The sequence below is a fragment of the Nitrosopumilus sp. K4 genome, assembly GCF_018128925.1.
Lineage (GTDB): Archaea > Thermoproteota > Nitrososphaeria > Nitrososphaerales > Nitrosopumilaceae > HKST03.
Genome location: NZ_CP067007.1, coordinates 939,129 through 959,687 on the forward strand (window position 1 = coordinate 939,129; position 20,559 = coordinate 959,687).

The window sequence follows — 20,559 nt, forward strand, 5'->3', positions numbered from 1 at the left end:
TTTCAAAGTATGAAAGACCAATTTTGTTCATACGAATGTGCAAAACAAGCATCATAGATTAGAAATTATTTTAGGTCAAGACAGGATTGGAGAACCTTCCTCTCATCCTTAATTTTAGATACCCTATCTAAAATAGGCTCAATTATACGCATAGAGTCTGGGGAATTTGTAAAATTTTCTTTGATTTGTGTTATTCGCTCTATTAATTCAATTTCAGCTAAAAGTAAAGATGCAAGCTTTTTGAGATCTTCATTCTCTTTTTTTAATGAATCAATCTCAGTCATAATTATTTGGCAGAACTCCACGATTCTTTTATTTTGTAAGTTCCATTATCGTTAGTTACAAAAAACTTTTTTCCGCATTTGAAGCATTGCCAAACAAATGAGTCTTGAAGTTTAGATTGGTATTGCATAGGAAGCAGGCAAACGGTACAAAGTAATTCGTCAGGAGGATCATCAACAAGTGGAATTTTTTTGCCATTCATCAATAGATATGAAAATAGATTTGATGTATAAATTCTCTACGAGAATAAGTTTCAAAACAACCTCATAGCAAAATAGATTAGTACAGTGAATCAAAAAAAATCATGAATTTACTATCAATAGGAGGTTCAGATCCATCAGGAGGGGCAGGAATTCAGAGCGACATCAAAACATTTGATGAGTTTGGCGCGCATGATTTGACAATCATCACTGCAATTACATCACAAAACACATCAACATTTGGAAAGATTCAACCAGTATCACAAAAACTTCTAAGTGATCAGATAGACACAATGTTTTCAGATTTTAAAATAGATGGAATAAAAATTTCAATGGTGTATAATTCTCAAATAATTAAAACAATATATCAAAAATTAAAGGATAAAAAAACAATAATCGTTATTGATCCAGTAATCAAATCAACTACGGGAGGAATGCTTTTAGAAAAATCAGCTCTAAAAGATTTTAAAAAATATATTGTTCCGTTAGCGACAGTCATCACACCAAACAAATTTGAGGCTGAATTTTTAACAAATTCAAAAATTAATTCAAAAAAATCATTAAAAGACACTGTAAAAAAAATTCAGAGATTAGGAGCCAAAAACGTAGTAATTACAGGAATAGAAGAAAAGGGCAAAATTACAGATTTTGTTTTTGAAGAAAAAACCCAATACTCTATCTCCAGTAACAAAATATCTAAAACCAATCACGGAAGTGGTGGAAATTATTCCTCAGCAATACTATACTCTTTATCCACAGGCAATTCACTAAAGGATGCTGTAAAATTTGCAAAAAAATTCACCTATAATTCAATCAAAAATGCAAGAAAAATAGGCAAAGGAATAGCAATAACTGAAAACAAGAATTATGATAAATTATTTACAGAATTAAGTAAATCAATTTCAAAGTTTACAGAAATTACAAATATTTACAAAAACATCCCAGAATGTCAAACAAATTTTGTATATTCCAAAAAAGAACCAAAAACAGCAAAAGAGGTTCTTGGAATTCAGGGAAGAATTGTCAAGACAGGTAAAACTGTAACAGTGGCAGGGGATCTCCAATATGGAGGCTCAAAACACGTAGCAACAGCATTGATTGAAGTAAGCAAAAAGTTTCCAGAAATTCGCTCTGCAGTAAATCTGAGATATCAAAACAAAATGATTTCAAAAATAAGAAAAAAATTCAAAGTATCAAGTTATGATAGAGACAAAGAACCAGATAAAATCAAAAGCAATGGATCTTCGGTAGCATGGGGGATAAAAAATGCAATAAAAAACTCCAAAGAACCACCAGACGTCATATTTCACAAGGGGGATTTTGGTAAAGAGCCCATGATAATAGTTTTTGGAAAAAACCCTTCAAACACACTAGAAAAAATTCTAAAAATCATACATGATTAATTAACGTCCAGTTCAAATCCATACTTGAACATAAATAGCCATATTTCAAATCAATTTCATGAAAGGAGTGATCCTAGCAGGTGGATTAGGTACAAGATTACAACCATACACCACATTTCTTCCAAAACCAATGTTACCATTAGGAGAAAAACCAATTTTAGAACATTTGATTGATTGGACTAGAAAAAACGGCGTAAAGTCAATTGTACTATGTGTAAGTTACCTAAGAAAAACAATTGAAGATTATTTTGAGGACGGTAGTGCTTTTGGAGTAAAAATTGAATATGCAATTTCAAACAAACCATTAGCCACAGCAGGACAATTAAAAACTGCTGAAGAGTTTATTGACGAAACATTTGTTTGCATGTATGGCGATTCAATATATGATTTCAGTCTAAGAAACATGATAAAACAACATCAAAAGAAAAAAGCATTTGTTACAATGAGTTTGCACGAATACAAAACAAATTTACCATACGGTGTAATAGATACTGCAAAGAACGGCAAGGTACTTAGCTGGAATGAGAAACCAGAGATAAAAGCTAACATCAACATGGGATGTTATGTCATGGAACCAGGAGTGATGAATCTGATTCCAAAGAATAGACCATATGGAATGGATGATGTCATTAAAAAAGCAATGTCAAAAAGAAAACTCGTCAGTAGTTTTCTTACAAAAAGAGGATTTACAGATATTGGAAACAAAGCATCTTACAAAAAAGCAAATCAAGAATATCTACAAAAGCTAGGAAAGATCTAAAAATAAAAAATGAACAATACAATAATCAGAGAATTGAGAAGAGAGGATTTATGGAATGGTTTTCTGACTTCGTTAGACTCACTTAGAGAAGCAAGCAAAATTGAAAAACAAAAAGCTGAAGAAATTTTTGAGAAAATAAATTCAAACAAAGATCACATAATTGCAGTGGCAGAAATAGATGGGAAAATTGTGGGTTCCACTACCCTGTTTATAGAATCAAAATTCATTCATAACGGTAGCTTGGTTGGCCATATAGAAGATGTCGTAGTAGACAAAAATCACCAAGGCAAGGGAATAGGAGAAAAAATTGTAAAATACCTACTTAATGTTGCAAAAAACAGAGGTTGTTACAAGACAATTTTAGACTGTACAGATGACGTAAAGCCATTTTACGAAAAAATAGGTTTTAAGAAAAGTTCCAATGCATTAAGATTTGATCACAGCTAAAAGTACTCTTTTTTTGGACGTTTCTTTTTTATTTTGAATAATACAAATCCAACTATCATAACAGGAGCAGATAAGACCATAAATAAAATTGGAACATATCTAACAGAATCAGTTATGTATTGTTCAGGAATTTGGTCAACAACAGAATAGCAAATTGCCATTCCAACTAGCATAATTATTCCACCACCAATTATCATCAATCCGTTTGGTCGTGAGCCATAGCGTCTAGACATTAAAAATGAAAGGCCAGCTAAAATAGAGGCAGGTGCAACTCCAATTGAAATAAATTGTAAAATTTTTGGATTTGCTTCAAAAGCTGTCGCAAATTCAAAATCAGCAGGGATGTTTGTCATAAAATAGTAAATTGAAATCATCTCTCCAGAAAACATTGCAAAAAGACCAATGCTTGCAATTGCAGCCCATTTCTCTAGTGCCATGTTATTAAAAAATCAAGTTGATAAATAAACCATTCAGAAATATCATACAATGCCAACCAAGTTTGCAAGTTCTTTTCTACATGCGGCGCCTAGTTTTTCAGCAGCTTGTTCTGGAGAAACATCGTTGAGGAAAATACCATAACCTCGTTCTAAGCCAGACCAAGATTTTGTTATAGGATAAATTTCAATATGCCAATGGATTTGTCTACTGTTTTTCTTTTCAGGAGAAAGATGAAAGACCAAATTATAAGAAACATTTTTGATGGTTTTTGACAATCCACCAAGAGTTGCTCTCAAAATAAGAGACAAATCATTAATTTCTTTTTGAGTTATTTTTGAAAAACTTGTTGTGTGTTTTTTAGGAGATATCCAAAATTCGTATGGGTATGAAGGTGCCCAAGGACAAAATGCAATAAAACCTTCTGTTTGAAGAACCTGACGAGGGCCACCAATTTCTTCATTAACCGTTTGACACATAGGACATACACCTTTTTCATTTAGAATCTTATGAGATGCTTCTGCCTCTTCTTCTATTATAGGAGGAATTGTAGAAAATGTCAAGATATTCAAATGTGGATGAGGATTAGTGCTTCCTGCCAATTCTCCCTGATCAGCAAAAATTGAAACATAAGTAACGCCTTTTTGCGTGTAAAGCCATCTTAGTCTATCCTGCACAACAACTAAAACATTTGACCATTGTTCTGAATCAATAGTGGCAAATGTGTCCTTTTCTTTAGGAGATGCAACTACAACATAATGATAACCATAAGCAGGTTCGCTATAATGAGGCCTATCACTGTAAGTATTTTCAGTATCAATTGACACGATGGGATTCTTACTTTCAAAAACTCTAATTGACCAACCTTCAACATATTCATCCTCACTGTCCTGTAACCGTTGAAGCATGCCATCTTTTGCAACAAGAGACAAAACAGAAGGATTAGTCATAGATTCATTTCCAGGAGCATATGGAGATTTTTTTGGATCAACTACTTTGTCATCTTTTTTTGAAACGATCATAAAACGCTCAGAAACATAGTCTTTGCGCATGTCTCCCATAGTTGATTTTGCACTCAAAGAGCGTTAAAACGTTTACGGAGATCCAAAAACAAAAAGATTTCAAAATTATTATGATCGTAATTTCATCAAAACATACAATAAATTATTTCAAGAAAACAAAACATCCTATTTTTGAAAAATCAGATCGCAAACTAATGATGGAAGCTTTAAACTAGAGCACTAAAAGTGAAAAATCAGGTAAAAACCCAATGAAAAATTCTGACATCCATATGATTTACGTTCTGTTAGATGGAGTAGGAGATCTTCCTCATCCAGATTTAGATGGAAAGACACCATTGGAGGCAGCAAACACCCCAACATTAGACAAATTATCTAAAAATGGCGTAATTGGAGAAGTGATTTCAGTTGGAAAGGGCATTGCACCAGAGTCAGATATTGCAGTGTTCAATATGTTAGGATACAAATTTCACCATTCTGATTATGCTGGTCGTGGAGTTATTGAGGCAATTGGCGTCGGCATTGATTTTAAAAATGGGGATTTAGCACTTAGAGGAAACTATGCAACACTTGATGATCAGGGGGTAATTACAGACAGAAGAGCAGGACGACATATAGAAAAAGAAGATGCAAATGGAGTTGCAAAAGAGATTGAAAGTAAAATAAATTTTTCACATCCAAACACATCAGTAGTAGTTGCTCCAACCATAGGACACAGAGTTACAGTTAGAATAAGATCAGATTCAAGAGAACTATCATCAAAGATCACAAACACAGATCCTGCATATAGCAACATTGGAGGAATGGGAGTAGCAAAAGCAGTAGGAGATTATCTGAAAATCGAGAAATGTTTACCACTTGAAGAGAACGAGGATACAAAATTTACATCAAATTTGGTAAACGAGTTTAATGAACAGTCAATCGAAATAATGAAACAAAGCCCCATCAACCAGAAAAGAAAAGAGCAAAACAAGAAATTACTAAGCTGTATTTTACTTAGAGATGCAGGCAACAAATACCCAGATGTAATTCCCATCAATGATAAATATTCCATGAATTTTTCATGTATAGTGGACATGCCTGTAGAGTTAGGAATTTCTGAAGTACTCAAAATGAAAGCATTTGAAGCAGGGGGATTGACAGATTATGAAGAAAAAGCTAAAGTCGCAGCAAAAGCAATGGAAACACAAAATGCAATCTATGTGCACCTAAAGGGGCCAGATGAGTTTGGTCACGATGGTGATGCTATTGGTAAAATGAAAAATATCGAAGAAATTGATCAAAGGTTTTTCAAAACGCTTTTAGAAAATATCGATACAGGTAAAGTGGCAGTTGTTATTTCAGCAGATCATTCAACGCCATGTATCAACAAAGGACACAGCGATGATCCTGTTCCTGTTTTAGTTTCTGCAGATTTTATCAAAAATGACGGAACAACAAGAATGACAGAAGAACAAGCAAAGAAAGGAAGCATAGGATTGATTCAAGGAGCAGAAGTCATCGAAACATCTTTGAATTTAATTAAATCTCAAATATAGTCAGTTTGTTTTCTGCCTGCATTTCTTTAATTTTCTGTCGGATTCTATCAACATCAATGGTAGTATACATAGATGGGGAATTGCCAAGTTTTTCTAGCGCACGTGTTAGCATTCCAATTCCAATACTTTCTTCATTTTTTTGAGCATGTGCAAATGCAACAGCAAGTAAAATAATTCCTTGGACTAGTTCTTTTTCTCTCCCAACACATTTTTTCCAAACTCCTTCAAATGCCTCGTGACTTTCCCAAAATCGTTCATTGTTAAAATAAAAAATCCCATCACGAATTCCTTGTTCTTTTGCAATTTCTTCTTCAAAAACATGTCTGGCATTATCCAAGGTTCCAATAGGACTGAGTTTTTCAACAAGAGACTCCATTTTGTCTTGTTCAACTGAAACATCTAATTCCACAAAATCACTTGCAACACGTGCAACTCTAATGGATGCATCCATGTCTGCACATAGATCTCGTGCTTTATACACAAGTTCACGAGAGTTTTTGGGAGAATAGCCTTTATTCTTAAGATGAAGCATATAGCGTTCCACGGTTAAAATCTATCGTAATTTCTTAAATTTCTTGTCTAATTCCAATCAAGGTTTATATGAAATATCTAAAGGATTTTGGATACATGTCCATTATCGAGACCGTAAGTGACGTAGATAACACATTCTTATCGAGAAGAGAGCTCACTTGCAATTTTGCAGGGTTGGGAGGCAAACTCCAAAAACTTGATGCAGTAGACATGGTCACCAAAGAGTTCAAACTCGATGGTAAAGTTGTCATCCCAATGATATTACAAAGTCACGTTGGAAAACCAGGAATAACAGGAACTTTCTATGTTTATGAGGATGAAGGGTTAGCAAAAAAACACATCAACCCAACAATTTTCAAAAGATTAGAAAAGGCTAAAGCAAAATTGGCAGAAGCACAAGCTGCAGAACAACCAGCAGAAGAAGCTCCAGCAGAAGGTGATGCGCCTGCAGAGGCAGAGGTCAAAGCAGAAGGTGATGCGCCTGCAGAAGAAGCAAAAGAGGAGAAGTCTGAATAATGGCAGGAAAAAAGGGTTCTAGTCCAAATGTATACAAATACTTCAAAGTAGATGGAGACAAAGTTTCAAGAATTAGAAAAATTTGTTCAAGATGTGGCAAAGGCGTCTATATGTCTGAACATAAAGACAGACACACATGTGGTAAGTGTGGACTAACAGAGTTTAATCAATAATTTTTAAAAAAATATTCTGAGTTTTTGTAAATATTATTTTTAGAAATAAATTTTTGTAAAGGATCATAATTAATAACAGTACAATGCACAAAATTTTGATACAATGAACCTTGAAAAACTCTGTGAAGAAGTCATAAAATCAGACCCGAAAATAAGATTTACAGGAATTTTAAATCCCAGAGGAGATTTAGACATTCAAAAAAACAAAAATGATGATGCCTTGCTTACAGGGGATGAAGTGAAGATGTCTGTTCACTATACTTATGAAAGATGGAATCAACTTCAGAATCTAGAATACAAACTTGGAAAAGAAGTTGCATCCATTACAGAATATGAAAATGTCATAATGATTAGCATCGTTTTAGAAAAAAATCTATTTTTATTAAGTACAGAACCAGATGCAGATTATTCAAAAATCATATCAAATGTAAAATCAATCATTGCAAAAAATCAATGAGTTTAGTATAATTTCTTTTTACGGATTTTACTGCTTTTTGCTTCCAATTCATCTAGTTTTTTTAAAAACATAGGATCTATCTTTATTTTAGATATTGATTCAGCTGAGAGTTTTACAGTGTTGGAATCAAGAGAAATGTTTGTCCTAGGCAATTCTTTTTCAATCCAGAATTTCATAGCCTTATCTTCAAGTTTGTAGTCTCTAAATCCAGCAGGAAATCGTTTTGTGATATGATGAAGTAATGTCCTATCATCAAAGACAGCTCTAGGTTCAAAGAGACGGGTTTCATCGGCATAAACACTTTCAAAAAGGTTGCCAGTAATTTCATCAGAAAGCAACTCCATTTTTGAGATTTTTCTTATAAGATCAAGAAAATGAAGAAACTCGTGTGCCAAAATAGCATGAATTGTCCCCTTTAGACCATAAGCAATCAATGGTGCAGATATTTGAATTACAACTTGAAATTTTTCATCAAATGTAACAGGAATTGTCCTAGCAAACAATATCCCAAATGCATAAGGGTTTGAACTGGGAGCAGATACAACTATAGAAGGTTCTACATAAGCAATTGGAAATCTAATTCCAGATGCTTTTTCAATTCTATTGATTCCCTCAACAACTATAGGAAATCGTTTTACAACTAGATCATAGACTTTGTCAGGAATCAGTCCCTTAAGATGAGCTTCTTTTAGTCGGATTAATGGATCCAATGTACCATCTCCGGAGTATTGAATGTAAAAAGGTTGATTCTATCTAGACTTTGGTTTTCCAGATTTAGATTTTTTTTTACTACGTCTTTCAGCGCGTTGATCTGCCCATCTTGCATGTTTACCTTTTTTTCTAAGTGGCATGTTTTATCTAAAAAATAGGTGTTAGTTAATTGTTATCATTTGAGACAGACATCATGAAAATCAAAATAAGTACAATGACAGTTCACATCCAGAATTGAACTGATTCCAGGTACAACATCATCAGATTCAACGAATCTCTTCACAGGTAATCCTCCTTCAGCATGAATTGTTATAACAACATCATTTTTAGATTTTTTTTTATATTTTATATCAAATATTTCTTTTTCAGTACGTCTTCCAGATTTTTCATAAACCACTACGGGATTATTGGAAATGCTTTTGATTTTTTTCAGATTTTTTGAATCAATATCGGATTCTGAATGAATGTTCATTTCTATTAATGAGGTAAATTTAGGAAGTTTTTTCGGGGATTCTTTGATCTGTTTAAAGTGAAGTAATGTCATAGGGGAGAGATTAATTTTTTTGGGCATTCGTACATTACGGTTTTGGGGGTTTAGCAGTTTTACAAAAAAAGGCCGTCCAGTTCCCAAAACCAAACTAGATTTGTCCTCACCTCCAAGCCAAGTGAATTTTGCAGTGGTTCCACCAAATTTTGAAAATAAATATTTTGAGATTTTTCCTTCAACACTTTCAAATTTTTCAATGCCATGAAGGTTACAGATTCTGCATCCTTTACCTTTACAGTTGTGGCAAGGTTTTTGTTTTTGAGGAAGGCCACGGGTCGGTTTTGTGTATCTTCCTTGAAAAAAGAGATGTTTTGAGCGAACAATACATGATTCGTCTTTGAAATTTATTGTAAACGTAAGATCAGGATCCATAAAATCAATTATTTTTCTGTTCTTTCTTGTAAATTGATGTGCGAGTTCTTTTGTGATATCTGTTTTAACACTGTCAATTCCACGAATTTTGAATTTAGATTTAATCAGATCATCTCGGTCAATTATTGAAGGCTTGATTATTGCACCAACCAACATTGTAGAATACTCATATTTTGACGAATAGTCTTCCATGAGATTCACATAAAACTTTAGGTTGGATAAGAGATTTTTACAGATATAACATTTAGTGCTAGATGATTTTAGATTTTTATGTATTTTTTTGCCAAGAAGTTTGTTAGAGGATAGACGAAGTTGTTTGGAAAACAATCTACCTAAACAATTGTCACAAAGATCATATTTTTTTAAAATTTGTTTTGCTAGAGGAATAACATCAGTAAAAGTAGTCATGACAAGAGGTCTATCATTTATTGAAAAATCTAACCCAATCCCATGCGTCTTAGGGTACCTTGCATTTGTCTACCTTTTGATGCTTTCATCATATTTTTGGAATTTTTGTAATTTTTTAACAATTCCTTTACTTCATGTTCAGGCCATCCAGAACCCCGTGCAATTCTCTTAATTCTAGAGGAGTTTAACAAATCAGGATCTGCTTTCTCTTCTTTAGTCATACTTTGAATGATATAACGCCATTTGGAAACTCTGCCTTCCATTTGATCAAGTTGATCATCTTTTACCATTCCAGACAAACCAGGCATGTTATCCAAAAATCCTCTCAAAGAACCAACTTTAGTAACTTCTTCTAATTGATAGAAAAAATCATCCATGTTCATTTTTCCACTTGAGATTCGCTTCATACGAACCTCATCGCCTTCATTTTCTAATCGTTTAGCTAAATCTAAAACAGCTTGAATATCACCCATTCCAAGTAGTCTGCCAACAAATCTAGTTGGGGAGAATTTTTCAAGATCATCAATTCTTTCTCCAGTACCGATGTACATGATTTGAGCTCCAGTAGCTGCAGATGCAGCTATTGCGCCACCACCTTTTGCAGAACTATCAAGTTTTGTGATAATAATGCCTCCAACAGGAACAGTTTTGTGAAATGCTTCTGCTTGATTGAAGCATTGTTGTCCGATTGTCCCATCAATTACCAATAGCGCCAAATCTGGATCTGCCACCTTGTTAATTTGTTGCATTTCTGATAAAAGATCAGATTCCTCTTTATGACGTCCAGCAGTATCAATAAGAATTACGTCCAAGGGCATATTCTCAAAATGTTTTAGACCGTTTCTAACAATTTCAGGGGAATCTTTGTTGTTTTCCTCCCCATAAACCTCAACATTAGATTTGTCACACATTGTTTTTAGTTGAACTAATGCACCGGGCCTGTAAGTATCAGCACCAATTACTCCTACTTTGTAACCTTGTTTCATCAAGAATTTAGCAAGTTTTGCAGTAACAGTGGTCTTTCCGCTTCCCTGAATTCCAAGCATGATGATTTTATTTTGCTTTCCAGGTTTGAAATCAAACTCAGTTTCTTTTCCCAAAAGTTTTGCTAGTTCATCGTACAGAATCTTTACAATGTGATCTTTTCTAGATAGTCCAGGAGGGGGTGTTTCGTTAAGTGATCTTTCTTCCAAATGTTTTGTAATCTCAAGAACTAATCTAACATTTACATCAGACTGCAGTAATGCTCTTTGAACGTCTTTAGATAATTCTTTGATTAATTCCTCGTCGATTCCGGATGATTTTACAATTTTCTTTATTGCATCACGTAAATTTGTCTTCAAACCATCAAGCATTATTTTCCAACCCCGCCTCCACTATTTCAAACCTTCCTCGATAGCCATCCCAATGAGTCTTACTGTTTTTGATAATTATATTATTTGAAAACAAAGGACAGTTAACAACAAAGGTTTCTGCCTCACCACCTTCAAAATTTAGATTGAATCCATATTTTTCAGACAATGAGTGTAATGTGTCTAGGTCTTCAACTGTAATTTTTTTACCTAGCCAAAAATCATCCAGCCCATCTGAGGATACACTTGTAATAATAAAATCAAAACCAGACTTTAACAAATCACTCATGTATGTTTTTGGTTCACTATGCCACAAAGGAGATAATAATTTAATATTCAGTTTTTTACATATCATTTCAAATTTTTGTTTTTGGAAATCACTAGCAATTCCACCATGAAGCAAGCCTTCAACACCATATTCGTTTTTTGCCTTTTTCAAAAGAGTTTCAATGGAAGAAAGTTCAGTGTCGGTTTCATCAGAGTTAGAACTCAATGTCAATTGAGGAATATTCATGGCTTTTGCTTGTAATTTGGTCCACTTCAAATTAGGATGATGAAGCAAGTGACTCTCATCAGATTTTGGATATACACTAAGAAGGCATTTGATTTCATGTCCTTGATTTTTTGCAACAAGAATTGCATATGTGCTATCTTTTCCACCAGAAAATAACGATGCTAATTTCACAATAGGTGTTAAAATTTAGAGAAAATATGTTATGTGGTAAAAGGAAAAAGCCTCGGATGCTTCATTACTCATAATCCTCATCATATTTCAGACGGCTTTTCCAATCATCATCAGCATCCATTTCTGTTTGAGGTTAGTGTTATTTTAGTCTGAAAAACATCACATAACCAGATTTTGTGTACTGAGAAATAGGAAATTATTTTTTGTATTTTTGATAAAGTGAGTTTACACGTTTTTCAAGAGTGTCAATCTTAGGCTTTAATTTTGAGATATTTTTTCTAGAAGGACGTCTTACAGTTCTTTTAGCTGCAGTTTTTCTTGCTGGTTTTCTCTTTGTGGTTTTCTTTTTAGCTGCAGTTTTTCTTGCTGGTTTTCTCTTTGTGGTTTTCTTTTTAGCTGCAGTTTTTCTTGCTGGTTTTCTCTTTGTGGTTTTCTTTTTAGCTGCAGTTTTTCTTGCTGGTTTTCTCTTTGTGGTTTTCTTTTTAGCTGCAGTTTTTCTTGCTGGTTTTACTTGTTTTTTATCAATCAGTTTCCACAGTTCTGAAACAATTTTTCTAGAGTTTGAGTTAGGATCAGCACTAATCAAAAACAGATTATTTTCGAAAATCAAAGTAATGGTAATTACATTATCGTATTTGGTAACAGTTTCTCTTACTTTCCCCAGCCTATGTTGAAGGTTTTGAAGGCGGTTCCACCTATCATAAGTATAGTGAACAGACATCTTTACTTCGTCATCAGTCAGTAATGAAGCAGCATCTGCTCTACTTTTGTGAGCAATCAAAGAGCCCCGTGAATTTAAAATCCCAGTAAATCGTATTTTTGGATTGGAGTTAAGTAATTTGTTGCAGAGTCTTTCAAAATTCAATTTACATTAGATGAAAAATACCATTATTAATAATTAATTCATAGTCAATAAAAAGAAGAAAAAGAAAACCTAAGATTTGATTCTCATAATTTTTGTTCTGTCCATAACTTTCCAGTATTCGACATTTTGACCATTTTCTAATTTTCCTTGGATTTCATCATCAACTAGGGTTACATCAATGGTCTCAAAAGACTCAGAATCCATGATTTGGATGGTTTCACCAGTTATAGAAATAATTTGTCCAGTTCTTTTGTCAATCAAAGGCACATGCACTTGCATGCTGACAGGCCCCACATGAGGTCTTTTTTGATCATCAAAAACACCAACACCTACAATTCTTGCTTTAGCGGCTCCATGTTTTCCCGGTTTGGACGTATCGTATTCTACGATTCTACATGGTTCTCCAGTTGCTTGATCACCTACAGGTAGTAAAATGTAAGAACCAATCTTTAATGAACCAAGGTCTGCTGGCTTACTCATGAAAAAGCAGGTTTTTGTCGAATATTTAACGTTTACAATTGGGTGACGAGTTGAATAGATCCAAAAAATATTTAAAGAAACCTAAAAATTTTTCAGAGTAAAAATAATTCAAAATACTAACCAGAAGATTTTAAAAAATTATCGAGTCAAAAAAGTATGAAAATGAGCTTTGCTTCCAAAAAGTTGTGTGCTATCAGATAGAATAGTTTTAACACGATCAGGTTCAAAAATAGTATCAAGTAATTCATCCAATAAATTGGCATCAGAATAATTTTTCAAAGACAAAGACATCATTCTGAGAATCAATACTCGTAACACTTCAAGTAAAAATTCTGTTTCTGCAAACCTTATAGATATAGGAACACCATGAACGAGACTAGATCTTTTTTTGTACATTTTACGCATGTTTCTGAAAATAAATTGTTTTTCCAGAAGAGTTTCTCCTAGGAGAGCAGATGTACGATGACTAATACGATATGATAATTCATCAGTTTCTTTAGACATTAAAGATTCAATTGCTATTGTTAAAAAAATCAGTCTATCATTAACATCTACAATTTCTCTTGCTTTTTTTAACCATGAATATGCAAAATTTATTCTATTAGATATTTTGTTCTTTTTAGAATCAAAAAATGTACTTATACTTACAAAAAAATTTTGTAATTCTTCAATTTCAGAATTAGTTAAATTATAATAAAATTTTGGATATGCCACACTTTTAGGGTTAATTGTCCCACTAGTCCAACCAGCATGAATTCCCTCATGAAAACCTCGATAGATTATAGGACCTGCAAATAAAGGAGTGAACATCCAAGGTTTGAATAAAGTCAACACATTTAGAAATCCATTTACTTCAGCAGAACCTTCACTACCTATTTTATCAGATATACTTCCCCTATCAACCAAAGCTGAACCACCATTCATCACTTGTTTTAACACATCTACAACATTTTCTTGAATTTTCAGTTTAACTACAAGCATAGGCGAATTAAGAATCATTTTTTGTTCGAATTCATCAAGAGGTTTCAAATCAATATGTTGTTTTTTCAAAAAATCATCAGTAATTGTTTTAATTATTTGGAAATTTCCAATACTGAAATCTTGGTCCACTTTGAAATTTAGTAGAGGGGCATAAGATGTCCATTGCATCAGTAAAAGAGAGTATTTCACTAGGAAAATAATCTTTTAGTCAGAATAGACATGAGAGGATTAGAAAAGTAGAACATAGGAAAATCTTTGAATGAAAAATCGCCTATGAGTGGTTAGAACATCCAATTCCAGCAGAGTAGAAAAATAATGAATTCTACTCATGATCGCCAAATTGAGCAAATTTAGGTATAATTTCGACTATTCTACTCGGCAGGCAAGTGCTCGGTTTAACTTTTCTACTTTAGTTGATCTAAAATTGAGAGACTCACCAAATTAGTCATTGTCAAACCTTTTCTATTTACATCACGTCGGGTTTCATCACAATACTTCTTTACGCTTTGGTGACTTTTTTCACTTGAAACTTCAATGATCACAATATTATCAGAATAAGGAAACGTAAATTTGGATGGAGTTTTGCAAAAAGTATCCATAAATCCCAATCCCGCCATGTGAATCTTGTCTTTTTTAAGAAGAAGGTTTGCAATTTCAACATGGTCTTCTCCAGATTCGCCATACTCTAAGTAATAAACAGATACAAAGTTTGTATCACCTGTAGATTCCCTCTCAAAAAGATCTTCCTTTACTCTAAAAACAAACGAAGTTTTTTCTTGATTATGTTTTATCAGATCCTCAGTTATTTGTTGACCATTTTTGAATTTAGCAAGAAGATAATGGTTTGTAGAATCTGAAAAATACGGTTTGCTCTCATTTGAAAAAGTTCCCGTGACAAAAAACAATTCTTCTATATTTTTTGAGGATATCCACTGATCTTTTAGTTCAATAGATTTATGGTTATGAAGATAAGGAGCACATACATATCCAAAGTAAGTTAGTTCTTGTTCGGACACTAGGACAAATGCCCAAAAACACTATTTATGCTGTATGGAATGAAACGATCTTTTCAAAAATAGGCATCTTCGATAGTTTTTTAATACTAGATAACTTCGGGAATTTGTCCCAAGCTAGCTCAGCCTGGTAGAGCTTCCGGCTGTAGTTGTCGGCTTTGATGGCTGACCGAATAACAGCATATCAGGCATACAGAAACCGGGTTGTCGAAGGTTCAATTCCTTCGCTTGGGACCACAAATTTTTCCCGGTAAACAGTGTAAAAATAATAAAAAGATAGACTGATTTAAGAAAACAAAATGTCTTAAATTAAAAAACTATTGCCTATGCTGATTTCTTGACTTTTTGGGCGGCAGGTCCTTTTCTACCTTCGCCTACTTCAAACTCGACTTTATCGCCTTCATTGATGAATCCATCAACATCTGATTTGTGAACAAACAGATCTTCACCAGATTCTCTTTCGATAAAACCAAAGCCCTTTGTTCGGTTGAACCATTTTACGGTACCTTGTTCCATTTGATTTGCAAATAATGTATTCACTATATTAAGTAAGTTATCTAATGTTCAGCGAGCAATTCAGATCTAGAAATCTTTTGGGATATGATCATTGTCTTTTAGCCATTCTACCTGAGGCAAAGTAAATCTCCATACAATATCGCCTTTTTCAGACTCGTTAAAGTCCCACGGTGCAATAATTACAATGTCATTATCACGAATCCACACTCTACGTTTCAGTTTTCCTCGTATTCTGCCTCTTCTTGTTACACCGTCAGTACATTTGATAAGGACATTTTCACCACCAAGCATCTTAAGAACTCTTCCAAACATTTCACCTTCTTCAGGCAATCTTATTTCTTTAAGATCACTTTCGCTCTTAACTTGGCGTTTACCCATACAGTATATCCACAGTTTCTGCATATAACTGTGGGGATTTTTCTCAGGTTTTTAGAAAAAATCAATCAGCATAGGAATTTTATTTATAGACAACAAAAATAAAATGTGGAATTTCACTGCGTTCAAGACTGCTCGCAATGCTGTATTGAAAGAGAGTATTATCCAAGTAAGAAATTTGGAAAAATAGGAGTATTAGTTTTACCTGAAGAAAAAGAAAAAATTGAAAAACTTGCAAAGAATAACAATATAAAAATAAACATTATTCCACGAATAGGTGTTTCAGACAGTCCTAACAAATTACCAAAAGTTTTAGCATATCAGATGATGGGAATTGAAAAAAATGGAAACACATGTCCGTTTTTAGATACCAAAACAAATGACAAATCACCACATGGAGGACACCCATGCAAGATTTATTCAGAAAGACCATTAGCTTGTATGACATACCCATTGTTAGAAAATGAACCGATTCAATTAGATCAGAAATGCAAATTTTGCAAAGAAAACGGAAATGCAGATGAAAATTTGAATTTAGAAATAGAATCATTGTTAAAAATCAAATCAAAAATGAATACGAATTCAGAATTTGTTTGGAGATATGCTACAGGAATAGGAGAAGAAACAGACAAGAAAGAAGTTCTTTCAGGTTGGATTTTAGAACAATAAGACACAAAATAAACCAAAAATACAAAAACAATAGAAATTATGGATATATCATGAGTGAAGACGCATGGTCAAACCTGGATAAAATAGATCAGAAAATTATTGAAATTTTAAACAATAATGCAAGAACACCGTCAAAAGAAATTGCATCTGAATTAAAAAAGGCAGGGGAAGATGTTTCAGATAGAACAATTAGAAAAAGAATCGAGAGGTTAGAAAAAAGCGGAATCATAAAAGGATACAAGGCCGTTCTAACAGATGTATCAGGCATTATAGAGTATCAAGCTGTCTTTATGAAATTAAAACCATCAAAATCATTAGAGGTTGTAAAAGATTCAATCAAAGATTTTATCACAAAACTAGATAATTATTTGCTTGTAGGAAATATGGAGGGAGAATGGAACATGTTTGCAATAATCCAAGTAGAATCCGAAAAGAAAAACACTGCTCAAAGGATTGTTGAAAAGTTTTCAGAACAATTAACAGATTACAGAATTAATGAGATCGATATTAAAGATGCAAATATTTTGAACATGTCACTTTTGTTATTGTAATAAGGAATATTCAGATTCAGCAATATCAATTGCTTTTTTGAGCTCATCTAGAGTAAATGGTTTTTGAATAAATGCAGCTACGCCAGAACTAATAGTCTTGTATACTCGTTTTGTGGTTTTTTCATCTGCTGTAATTACAATGATTTGTACATCATGTTTTTCTTTAAGTAATTTTGAGGCCACAACATCACCATCAATATCAGGCAATCCCATATCAAGCAAGATGATAGGTTTTTTGTCTTCAGAAAATAGCTTCAGACATCCTTTCAATCCATCTTTGCCGTTTTCATAAACAAAAATATTTTGATATCCTAATTTTTCAACATATGTTTTAAGTTTTAATGCAATTGCTTTACTATCATCTATTATTACAATAGTATTTAGAGTATCCACAGTTTCAGGAATTATTGATTTAGCTTTTTGATAAGTTTCCTTAGCTTTGTCAAATTCGCCTAAACTCAAAAAGCATTTTGAGGCACAAAGTAAAGATCCTTGAATATTTTTTGCATCTTTAGACTTTGAATATTTTAAAAACAGATTTGCAGCTTGTAAGATTTCATCTTTAGATTCTTTTCCTTGTTCGGTTTTACATTCAGATGCCAATATGTACAATAGTGCAGATTTTAGAAAATCTTTCTTTTGTAGGTCGTTTGCTTGATTCAAAAACATGTTATGTGCAGAAATGAATTGTCTGTTTTTCAAATGAGTTAATGCAATTTCGCAATTTGCCTTAACATCCAATATTATTGTCAGTAGTATGTTATTTTATAACATTTTGGTAGTGTTAAGGACAACTATGGATTAATTACTGCACGTCCAAGAATCTTTCTAGCTTTAAGATCTTCTAAGGCATTGTTTGCCTCATCTAAAGAATATCTTTTTGAAATCATTGGATTGATGACTCCTTTTCTTGCAAGGTCAAGCAATTCTACCATATCATGATAATTTCCAGTGTATGCACCCTGTATTATAATGGACTTTAGTGGAATTGTGACCAAAGACATTTCAAGTGAACCACCAAAGAGACCAACTAAAACCAAATTACCTCTTTTTCGCAATACAGATAATCCTAGTTTAGCTGTAGGAGGAGCGTTCACAAAGTCAACAACACTGTCTGCTCCTTTTTCATTACAGATAGACATGATTTTTTTGGCAGTTTCTGGATCTTTAGAGTTTACGACAAAGTCAGCACCCATTTCTTTTGCGGTTTCTAGTTTTTGATCATCAAGATCAACACAAATTATTTTTGCTTTAGTAATTGCCTTTGCAATTTGAACACCCATTAAACCTAAACCACCAGCACCAATTACGACTAAGAATTCAGGTGAATTTTGATTTGATTTTTTTATTGCAGTATATGCCGTTAGACCAGAACATGCCAATGATGTAGCAACTTCTGGATCTAGTCCATCTAATTTTGCAACATACTTGTAATGAGGAACAAGAGCATAATCAGAATAACCGCCATCTTGGAAAACCCCAAGAGATTTTGGAGTGTCACACAAATTTTCATTTTCAACTTTACATGCAGGGCATTGACCACATCCAATCCAAGGATAAACGAGTATTTGATCACCTTTTGAAATTCCTGAAACATCATTACCAACGGCCTCAACAGTTCCAGCAATTTCATGTCCAGGAGTAACAGGGTATTTCACTCCCCTATCAGTAACTTTCATGAATTGACCATCACCTAAATCATACCCACCTTCCCACAGATGCAAATCACTATGACACACACCAACTGCTTTGACCTTTACCAGTACCTGATTATCTTGAGGTGTTGGGGTTTCAGATTCAGATAGTTTCAAGGGTTCATTGGGTCCTGTAATACGGGCTGATTTCATGAATTAGCAATTCCACATTAACAATATAAGAGTTGACTGGATGTGAGAAAAAAATAGAGCCTCTAGATATTATTGAATAGAGAGTGATCATTCCTGTGAGCGAAGAACAACCACCTAGCATTTCTACTGCACCAGTGAATATTCTATTTGATCCAAAATCGGCTGCAAAAAAAGATGTTTGGGAAATTGATCTAATTCAGATTTTGAATTTATTAATAAGAATTCTTGAAAAAAGTGGCAAAAAAGATCTTAGAGTTGCAGGAATGGCAGCATTATCATCTTCATTAATTTACAGAATGAAAGTTGAGAGCATATTTGCATTACAAAAAGCAGCAATGGAAAAGAAACCAATCAGACAAAGAACAGACATAGATATCGACTTAATCGACATACCATATCGTCACGAGTCAACATATCCAGTTTCACTAGATGACTTGTTAGGATTATTACAGAATCTTATTGGTTCAATTGCAAACCCTCAATCAAGAAGAAGCAGAAGTGTTGAGATCGAGCCAATAGAGCCACCAAACTTCCAAGAGTATTTCATCTCACTTGAAAGCATTATTGGAAAATACGAAGACTTGATCATCAAAAAAATCACCGCACAGGGTTGGGGTTTACTACAAGACATCATAAAAGATCTTGATGAAGTTGATTCAATCCGATGTTTCTTTGCAGCATTATTTTTGGCAAGAGATGAAAAAGCAGATTTAGAACAGGTCGAAGACGATATCAAAATTACCCTGATAAAACAGGAATTTACAAACTGATCAAAAATGGAGAAAGAATTTCTTTAAGTATATTTTCAAGGAGGTTTGGGTATGACAAAAGTAGAGAATCTAGATGAGGCAACAGCAAGAATAGAAGCAGCACTTTATTCAGCAGGAAGGCCGCTTAGAATTGAAGAATTAATCAGAGCCTCAGGCACAGAATCTCGAACCAAGACGCATCAATGCTTACAATCAATCATGAAAAAAGCCAAATCAGCCTTTAAAGCAATCGAAGTAGTCACTTTACCAGATGGATCATATGTTTTTCAATTAAAACCAGAGTACAGCTCAACAGTAAAAAAATACGCAGCAAAACCAATTTTACCAAATGCAACATTGAAGACATTATCATACATAGCATATAGTCAACCAATTTCATCAAAACAACTTGTAGAAACCAGAGGATCAGGAGTATATGCACATCTAAAAGAATTAAAACAATTAGACTTTATCACACACCAAAATGTAGGAAGATTGAAAATTTACAGCACCACAGAAAAATTCCAAAAATATTTTGGGATACAAGGAGATGTAGAAGATCTAAAACAAAGATTGTTCTCTAAGGTCAGAAAGACTGCGACAAGGTCAACCACACCCCCTCCAACAATGGTAACAGAGTTGAACTAAATTCAATCAAGCCTAAATCTTTGCGTTTT

At 33.5% G+C, this 20,559-nt stretch carries 28 protein-coding genes and 1 tRNA gene; 12 read left to right on the forward strand and 17 right to left on the reverse strand.

Annotation, left to right across the window (positions count from 1 at the left end):
* Positions 1-65: 65 nt before the first annotated feature.
* Both NsoK4_RS05640 and NsoK4_RS05645 read right to left on the reverse strand, forming a co-directional pair.
* The gene (locus tag NsoK4_RS05640) at positions 66-284 is read right to left on the reverse strand and encodes a hypothetical protein (RefSeq protein WP_211685998.1); all 219 of its coding nucleotides are present in this window, start codon (positions 282-284) and stop codon (positions 66-68) included.
* 2 nt (positions 285-286) lie between these two features.
* A complete protein-coding gene (locus NsoK4_RS05645) occupies positions 287-484 on the reverse strand; it encodes a hypothetical protein (protein ID WP_211686001.1) in 198 nt (65 codons plus the stop codon).
* Between the two features lie 102 nt (positions 485-586).
* On the opposite strand from NsoK4_RS05645, the gene thiD reads away from it, so the two are divergent.
* The 3 genes from thiD to NsoK4_RS05660 are packed head-to-tail and all read left to right on the forward strand — an operon-like array spanning position 587 to position 3,092.
* Positions 587-1,885, forward strand: coding sequence for a bifunctional hydroxymethylpyrimidine kinase/phosphomethylpyrimidine kinase (gene thiD / locus NsoK4_RS05650; RefSeq protein WP_211686002.1), 1,299 nt, complete (start codon positions 587-589; stop codon positions 1,883-1,885).
* A gap of 58 nt (positions 1,886-1,943) precedes the next feature.
* The gene (locus NsoK4_RS05655) at positions 1,944-2,645 is read left to right on the forward strand and encodes a nucleotidyltransferase family protein (protein WP_211686004.1); all 702 of its coding nucleotides are present in this window, start codon (positions 1,944-1,946) and stop codon (positions 2,643-2,645) included.
* Between the two features lie 9 nt (positions 2,646-2,654).
* The gene (locus NsoK4_RS05660; RefSeq protein WP_211686006.1) at positions 2,655-3,092 is read left to right on the forward strand and encodes a GNAT family N-acetyltransferase; all 438 of its coding nucleotides are present in this window, start codon (positions 2,655-2,657) and stop codon (positions 3,090-3,092) included.
* On the opposite strand, the gene NsoK4_RS05665 is transcribed toward NsoK4_RS05660, so the two are convergent.
* The gene (locus NsoK4_RS05665) at positions 3,089-3,529 is read right to left on the reverse strand and encodes a hypothetical protein (protein ID WP_211686009.1); all 441 of its coding nucleotides are present in this window, start codon (positions 3,527-3,529) and stop codon (positions 3,089-3,091) included. The two genes, NsoK4_RS05660 and NsoK4_RS05665, sit on opposite strands and share 4 nt — an antisense overlap.
* A 42-nt stretch (positions 3,530-3,571) precedes the next feature.
* Positions 3,572-4,588 (reverse strand): galactose-1-phosphate uridylyltransferase, encoded by a 1,017-nt coding sequence (locus NsoK4_RS05670; protein WP_211686011.1) that lies wholly within the window; start codon positions 4,586-4,588, stop codon positions 3,572-3,574.
* A gap of 209 nt (positions 4,589-4,797) precedes the next feature.
* On the opposite strand from NsoK4_RS05670, the gene NsoK4_RS05675 reads away from it, so the two are divergent.
* Positions 4,798-6,084 carry an alkaline phosphatase family protein gene (locus NsoK4_RS05675; protein WP_211686013.1) on the forward strand — a complete coding sequence of 429 codons (1,287 nt, stop codon included), beginning with the start codon at positions 4,798-4,800 and terminating at the stop codon, positions 6,082-6,084.
* Here the strand turns inward: NsoK4_RS05675 and NsoK4_RS05680 are convergent.
* A complete protein-coding gene (locus NsoK4_RS05680) occupies positions 6,068-6,628 on the reverse strand; it encodes a DUF309 domain-containing protein (protein WP_249110998.1) in 561 nt (186 codons plus the stop codon). The two genes, NsoK4_RS05675 and NsoK4_RS05680, sit on opposite strands and share 17 nt — an antisense overlap.
* An 83-nt stretch (positions 6,629-6,711) precedes the next feature.
* Here NsoK4_RS05680 and NsoK4_RS05685 point away from each other — a divergent pair, with 83 nt between their 5' ends.
* The 3 genes from NsoK4_RS05685 (at position 6,712) to NsoK4_RS05695 (ending at position 7,761) form a co-directional block, all read left to right on the forward strand.
* Positions 6,712-7,131, forward strand: coding sequence for a hypothetical protein (locus NsoK4_RS05685; protein WP_211686015.1), 420 nt, complete (start codon positions 6,712-6,714; stop codon positions 7,129-7,131).
* The gene (locus tag NsoK4_RS05690) at positions 7,131-7,304 is read left to right on the forward strand and encodes a 30S ribosomal protein S27ae (protein ID WP_211686017.1); all 174 of its coding nucleotides are present in this window, start codon (positions 7,131-7,133) and stop codon (positions 7,302-7,304) included. The genes NsoK4_RS05685 and NsoK4_RS05690 overlap by 1 nt, the downstream gene beginning before the upstream one ends.
* Positions 7,305-7,407: 103 nt before the next feature.
* A complete protein-coding gene (locus NsoK4_RS05695) occupies positions 7,408-7,761 on the forward strand; it encodes a hypothetical protein (RefSeq protein ID WP_211686019.1) in 354 nt (117 codons plus the stop codon).
* A 2-nt stretch (positions 7,762-7,763) separates the two neighbouring features.
* Here NsoK4_RS05695 and NsoK4_RS05700 read toward each other — a convergent pair whose 3' ends face one another.
* The 8 genes from NsoK4_RS05700 to NsoK4_RS05735 form a co-directional block, all read right to left on the reverse strand.
* The gene (locus NsoK4_RS05700) at positions 7,764-8,471 is read right to left on the reverse strand and encodes a hypothetical protein (protein ID WP_211686021.1); all 708 of its coding nucleotides are present in this window, start codon (positions 8,469-8,471) and stop codon (positions 7,764-7,766) included.
* 176 nt (positions 8,472-8,647) lie between these two features.
* On the reverse strand, positions 8,648-9,799 hold the full coding sequence (locus tag NsoK4_RS05705) for a tRNA pseudouridine(54/55) synthase Pus10 (RefSeq protein WP_211686022.1): 1,152 nt from the start codon (positions 9,797-9,799) through the stop codon (positions 8,648-8,650).
* Between the two features lie 29 nt (positions 9,800-9,828).
* Positions 9,829-11,154 (reverse strand): signal recognition particle receptor subunit alpha, encoded by a 1,326-nt coding sequence (locus tag NsoK4_RS05710; RefSeq protein ID WP_211686024.1) that lies wholly within the window; start codon positions 11,152-11,154, stop codon positions 9,829-9,831.
* Complete coding sequence (locus tag NsoK4_RS05715) at positions 11,147-11,836, reverse strand: diphthine--ammonia ligase (RefSeq protein ID WP_211686026.1); 690 nt, start codon at positions 11,834-11,836, stop codon at positions 11,147-11,149. Before NsoK4_RS05715 ends, NsoK4_RS05710 begins: the two co-directional genes overlap by 8 nt.
* Positions 11,837-12,032: 196 nt before the next feature.
* Positions 12,033-12,701 (reverse strand): hypothetical protein, encoded by a 669-nt coding sequence (locus NsoK4_RS05720; protein WP_211686028.1) that lies wholly within the window; start codon positions 12,699-12,701, stop codon positions 12,033-12,035.
* Between the two features lie 69 nt (positions 12,702-12,770).
* On the reverse strand, positions 12,771-13,181 hold the full coding sequence (locus tag NsoK4_RS05725) for a translation initiation factor IF-5A (RefSeq protein ID WP_211686030.1): 411 nt from the start codon (positions 13,179-13,181) through the stop codon (positions 12,771-12,773).
* A gap of 138 nt (positions 13,182-13,319) precedes the next feature.
* Positions 13,320-14,231: a HEPN domain-containing protein gene (locus tag NsoK4_RS05730; protein WP_211686032.1), complete on the reverse strand. Its 912-nt coding sequence runs from the start codon at positions 14,229-14,231 to the stop codon at positions 13,320-13,322.
* A gap of 335 nt (positions 14,232-14,566) precedes the next feature.
* Positions 14,567-15,178 carry a hypothetical protein gene (locus NsoK4_RS05735; RefSeq protein WP_211686034.1) on the reverse strand — a complete coding sequence of 204 codons (612 nt, stop codon included), beginning with the start codon at positions 15,176-15,178 and terminating at the stop codon, positions 14,567-14,569.
* Between the two features lie 108 nt (positions 15,179-15,286).
* Here NsoK4_RS05735 and NsoK4_RS05740 point away from each other — a divergent pair.
* Positions 15,287-15,412 (forward strand) — tRNA-Tyr (locus NsoK4_RS05740).
* Between the two features lie 87 nt (positions 15,413-15,499).
* On the opposite strand, the gene NsoK4_RS05745 is transcribed toward NsoK4_RS05740, so the two are convergent.
* The gene (locus NsoK4_RS05745) at positions 15,500-15,691 is read right to left on the reverse strand and encodes a cold-shock protein (RefSeq protein WP_211686036.1); all 192 of its coding nucleotides are present in this window, start codon (positions 15,689-15,691) and stop codon (positions 15,500-15,502) included.
* Between the two features lie 66 nt (positions 15,692-15,757).
* A complete protein-coding gene (gene eif1A / locus NsoK4_RS05750) occupies positions 15,758-16,069 on the reverse strand; it encodes a translation initiation factor eIF-1A (protein ID WP_211686038.1) in 312 nt (103 codons plus the stop codon).
* A gap of 105 nt (positions 16,070-16,174) precedes the next feature.
* On the opposite strand from eif1A, the gene NsoK4_RS05755 reads away from it, so the two are divergent.
* Positions 16,175-16,735, forward strand: coding sequence for a YkgJ family cysteine cluster protein (locus NsoK4_RS05755; protein WP_211686040.1), 561 nt, complete (start codon positions 16,175-16,177; stop codon positions 16,733-16,735).
* Between the two features lie 50 nt (positions 16,736-16,785).
* Positions 16,786-17,286: an Lrp/AsnC family transcriptional regulator gene (locus NsoK4_RS05760; protein ID WP_211686042.1), complete on the forward strand. Its 501-nt coding sequence runs from the start codon at positions 16,786-16,788 to the stop codon at positions 17,284-17,286.
* On the opposite strand, the gene NsoK4_RS05765 is transcribed toward NsoK4_RS05760, so the two are convergent.
* On the reverse strand, positions 17,278-18,027 hold the full coding sequence (locus tag NsoK4_RS05765) for a response regulator (RefSeq protein ID WP_249110999.1): 750 nt from the start codon (positions 18,025-18,027) through the stop codon (positions 17,278-17,280). The genes NsoK4_RS05760 and NsoK4_RS05765 overlap by 9 nt on opposite strands.
* Positions 18,028-18,080: 53 nt before the next feature.
* Positions 18,081-19,133, reverse strand: a complete 1,053-nt coding sequence (locus NsoK4_RS05770) for an alcohol dehydrogenase (RefSeq protein ID WP_211686044.1) — start codon at positions 19,131-19,133, stop codon at positions 18,081-18,083.
* 95 nt (positions 19,134-19,228) lie between these two features.
* Here NsoK4_RS05770 and NsoK4_RS05775 point away from each other — a divergent pair, with 95 nt between their 5' ends.
* Entirely contained in the window at positions 19,229-19,903 is a 675-nt protein-coding gene (locus NsoK4_RS05775; RefSeq protein WP_211686046.1) for a chromosome segregation protein ScpA, read from the forward strand.
* A 51-nt stretch (positions 19,904-19,954) separates the two neighbouring features.
* The gene (gene scpB, locus NsoK4_RS05780) at positions 19,955-20,530 is read left to right on the forward strand and encodes an SMC-Scp complex subunit ScpB (protein WP_211686047.1); all 576 of its coding nucleotides are present in this window, start codon (positions 19,955-19,957) and stop codon (positions 20,528-20,530) included.
* The last annotated feature ends 29 nt before the right edge of the window (positions 20,531-20,559 follow it).

Coding starts and splice junctions, on each gene's coding strand:
- NsoK4_RS05640 (WP_211685998.1), bottom strand. CDS start 284: ATGACTGAGATTGATTCATTAAAAAAAGAGAATGAAGATCTCAAAAAG.
- NsoK4_RS05645 (WP_211686001.1), bottom strand. CDS start 484: ATGAATGGCAAAAAAATTCCACTTGTTGATGATCCTCCTGACGAATTA.
- thiD (WP_211686002.1), top strand. CDS start 587: ATGAATTTACTATCAATAGGAGGTTCAGATCCATCAGGAGGGGCAGGA.
- NsoK4_RS05655 (WP_211686004.1), top strand. CDS start 1,944: ATGAAAGGAGTGATCCTAGCAGGTGGATTAGGTACAAGATTACAACCA.
- NsoK4_RS05660 (WP_211686006.1), top strand. CDS start 2,655: ATGAACAATACAATAATCAGAGAATTGAGAAGAGAGGATTTATGGAAT.
- NsoK4_RS05665 (WP_211686009.1), bottom strand. CDS start 3,529: ATGGCACTAGAGAAATGGGCTGCAATTGCAAGCATTGGTCTTTTTGCA.
- NsoK4_RS05670 (WP_211686011.1), bottom strand. CDS start 4,588: ATGGGAGACATGCGCAAAGACTATGTTTCTGAGCGTTTTATGATCGTT.
- NsoK4_RS05675 (WP_211686013.1), top strand. CDS start 4,798: ATGAAAAATTCTGACATCCATATGATTTACGTTCTGTTAGATGGAGTA.
- NsoK4_RS05685 (WP_211686015.1), top strand. CDS start 6,712: ATGTCCATTATCGAGACCGTAAGTGACGTAGATAACACATTCTTATCG.
- NsoK4_RS05690 (WP_211686017.1), top strand. CDS start 7,131: ATGGCAGGAAAAAAGGGTTCTAGTCCAAATGTATACAAATACTTCAAA.
- NsoK4_RS05695 (WP_211686019.1), top strand. CDS start 7,408: ATGAACCTTGAAAAACTCTGTGAAGAAGTCATAAAATCAGACCCGAAA.
- NsoK4_RS05705 (WP_211686022.1), bottom strand. CDS start 9,799: ATGACTACTTTTACTGATGTTATTCCTCTAGCAAAACAAATTTTAAAA.
- NsoK4_RS05710 (WP_211686024.1), bottom strand. CDS start 11,154: ATGCTTGATGGTTTGAAGACAAATTTACGTGATGCAATAAAGAAAATT.
- NsoK4_RS05725 (WP_211686030.1), bottom strand. CDS start 13,181: ATGAGTAAGCCAGCAGACCTTGGTTCATTAAAGATTGGTTCTTACATT.
- NsoK4_RS05745 (WP_211686036.1), bottom strand. CDS start 15,691: ATGGAACAAGGTACCGTAAAATGGTTCAACCGAACAAAGGGCTTTGGT.
- eif1A (WP_211686038.1), bottom strand. CDS start 16,069: ATGGGTAAACGCCAAGTTAAGAGCGAAAGTGATCTTAAAGAAATAAGA.
- NsoK4_RS05760 (WP_211686042.1), top strand. CDS start 16,786: ATGAGTGAAGACGCATGGTCAAACCTGGATAAAATAGATCAGAAAATT.
- NsoK4_RS05770 (WP_211686044.1), bottom strand. CDS start 19,133: ATGAAATCAGCCCGTATTACAGGACCCAATGAACCCTTGAAACTATCT.
- scpB (WP_211686047.1), top strand. CDS start 19,955: ATGACAAAAGTAGAGAATCTAGATGAGGCAACAGCAAGAATAGAAGCA.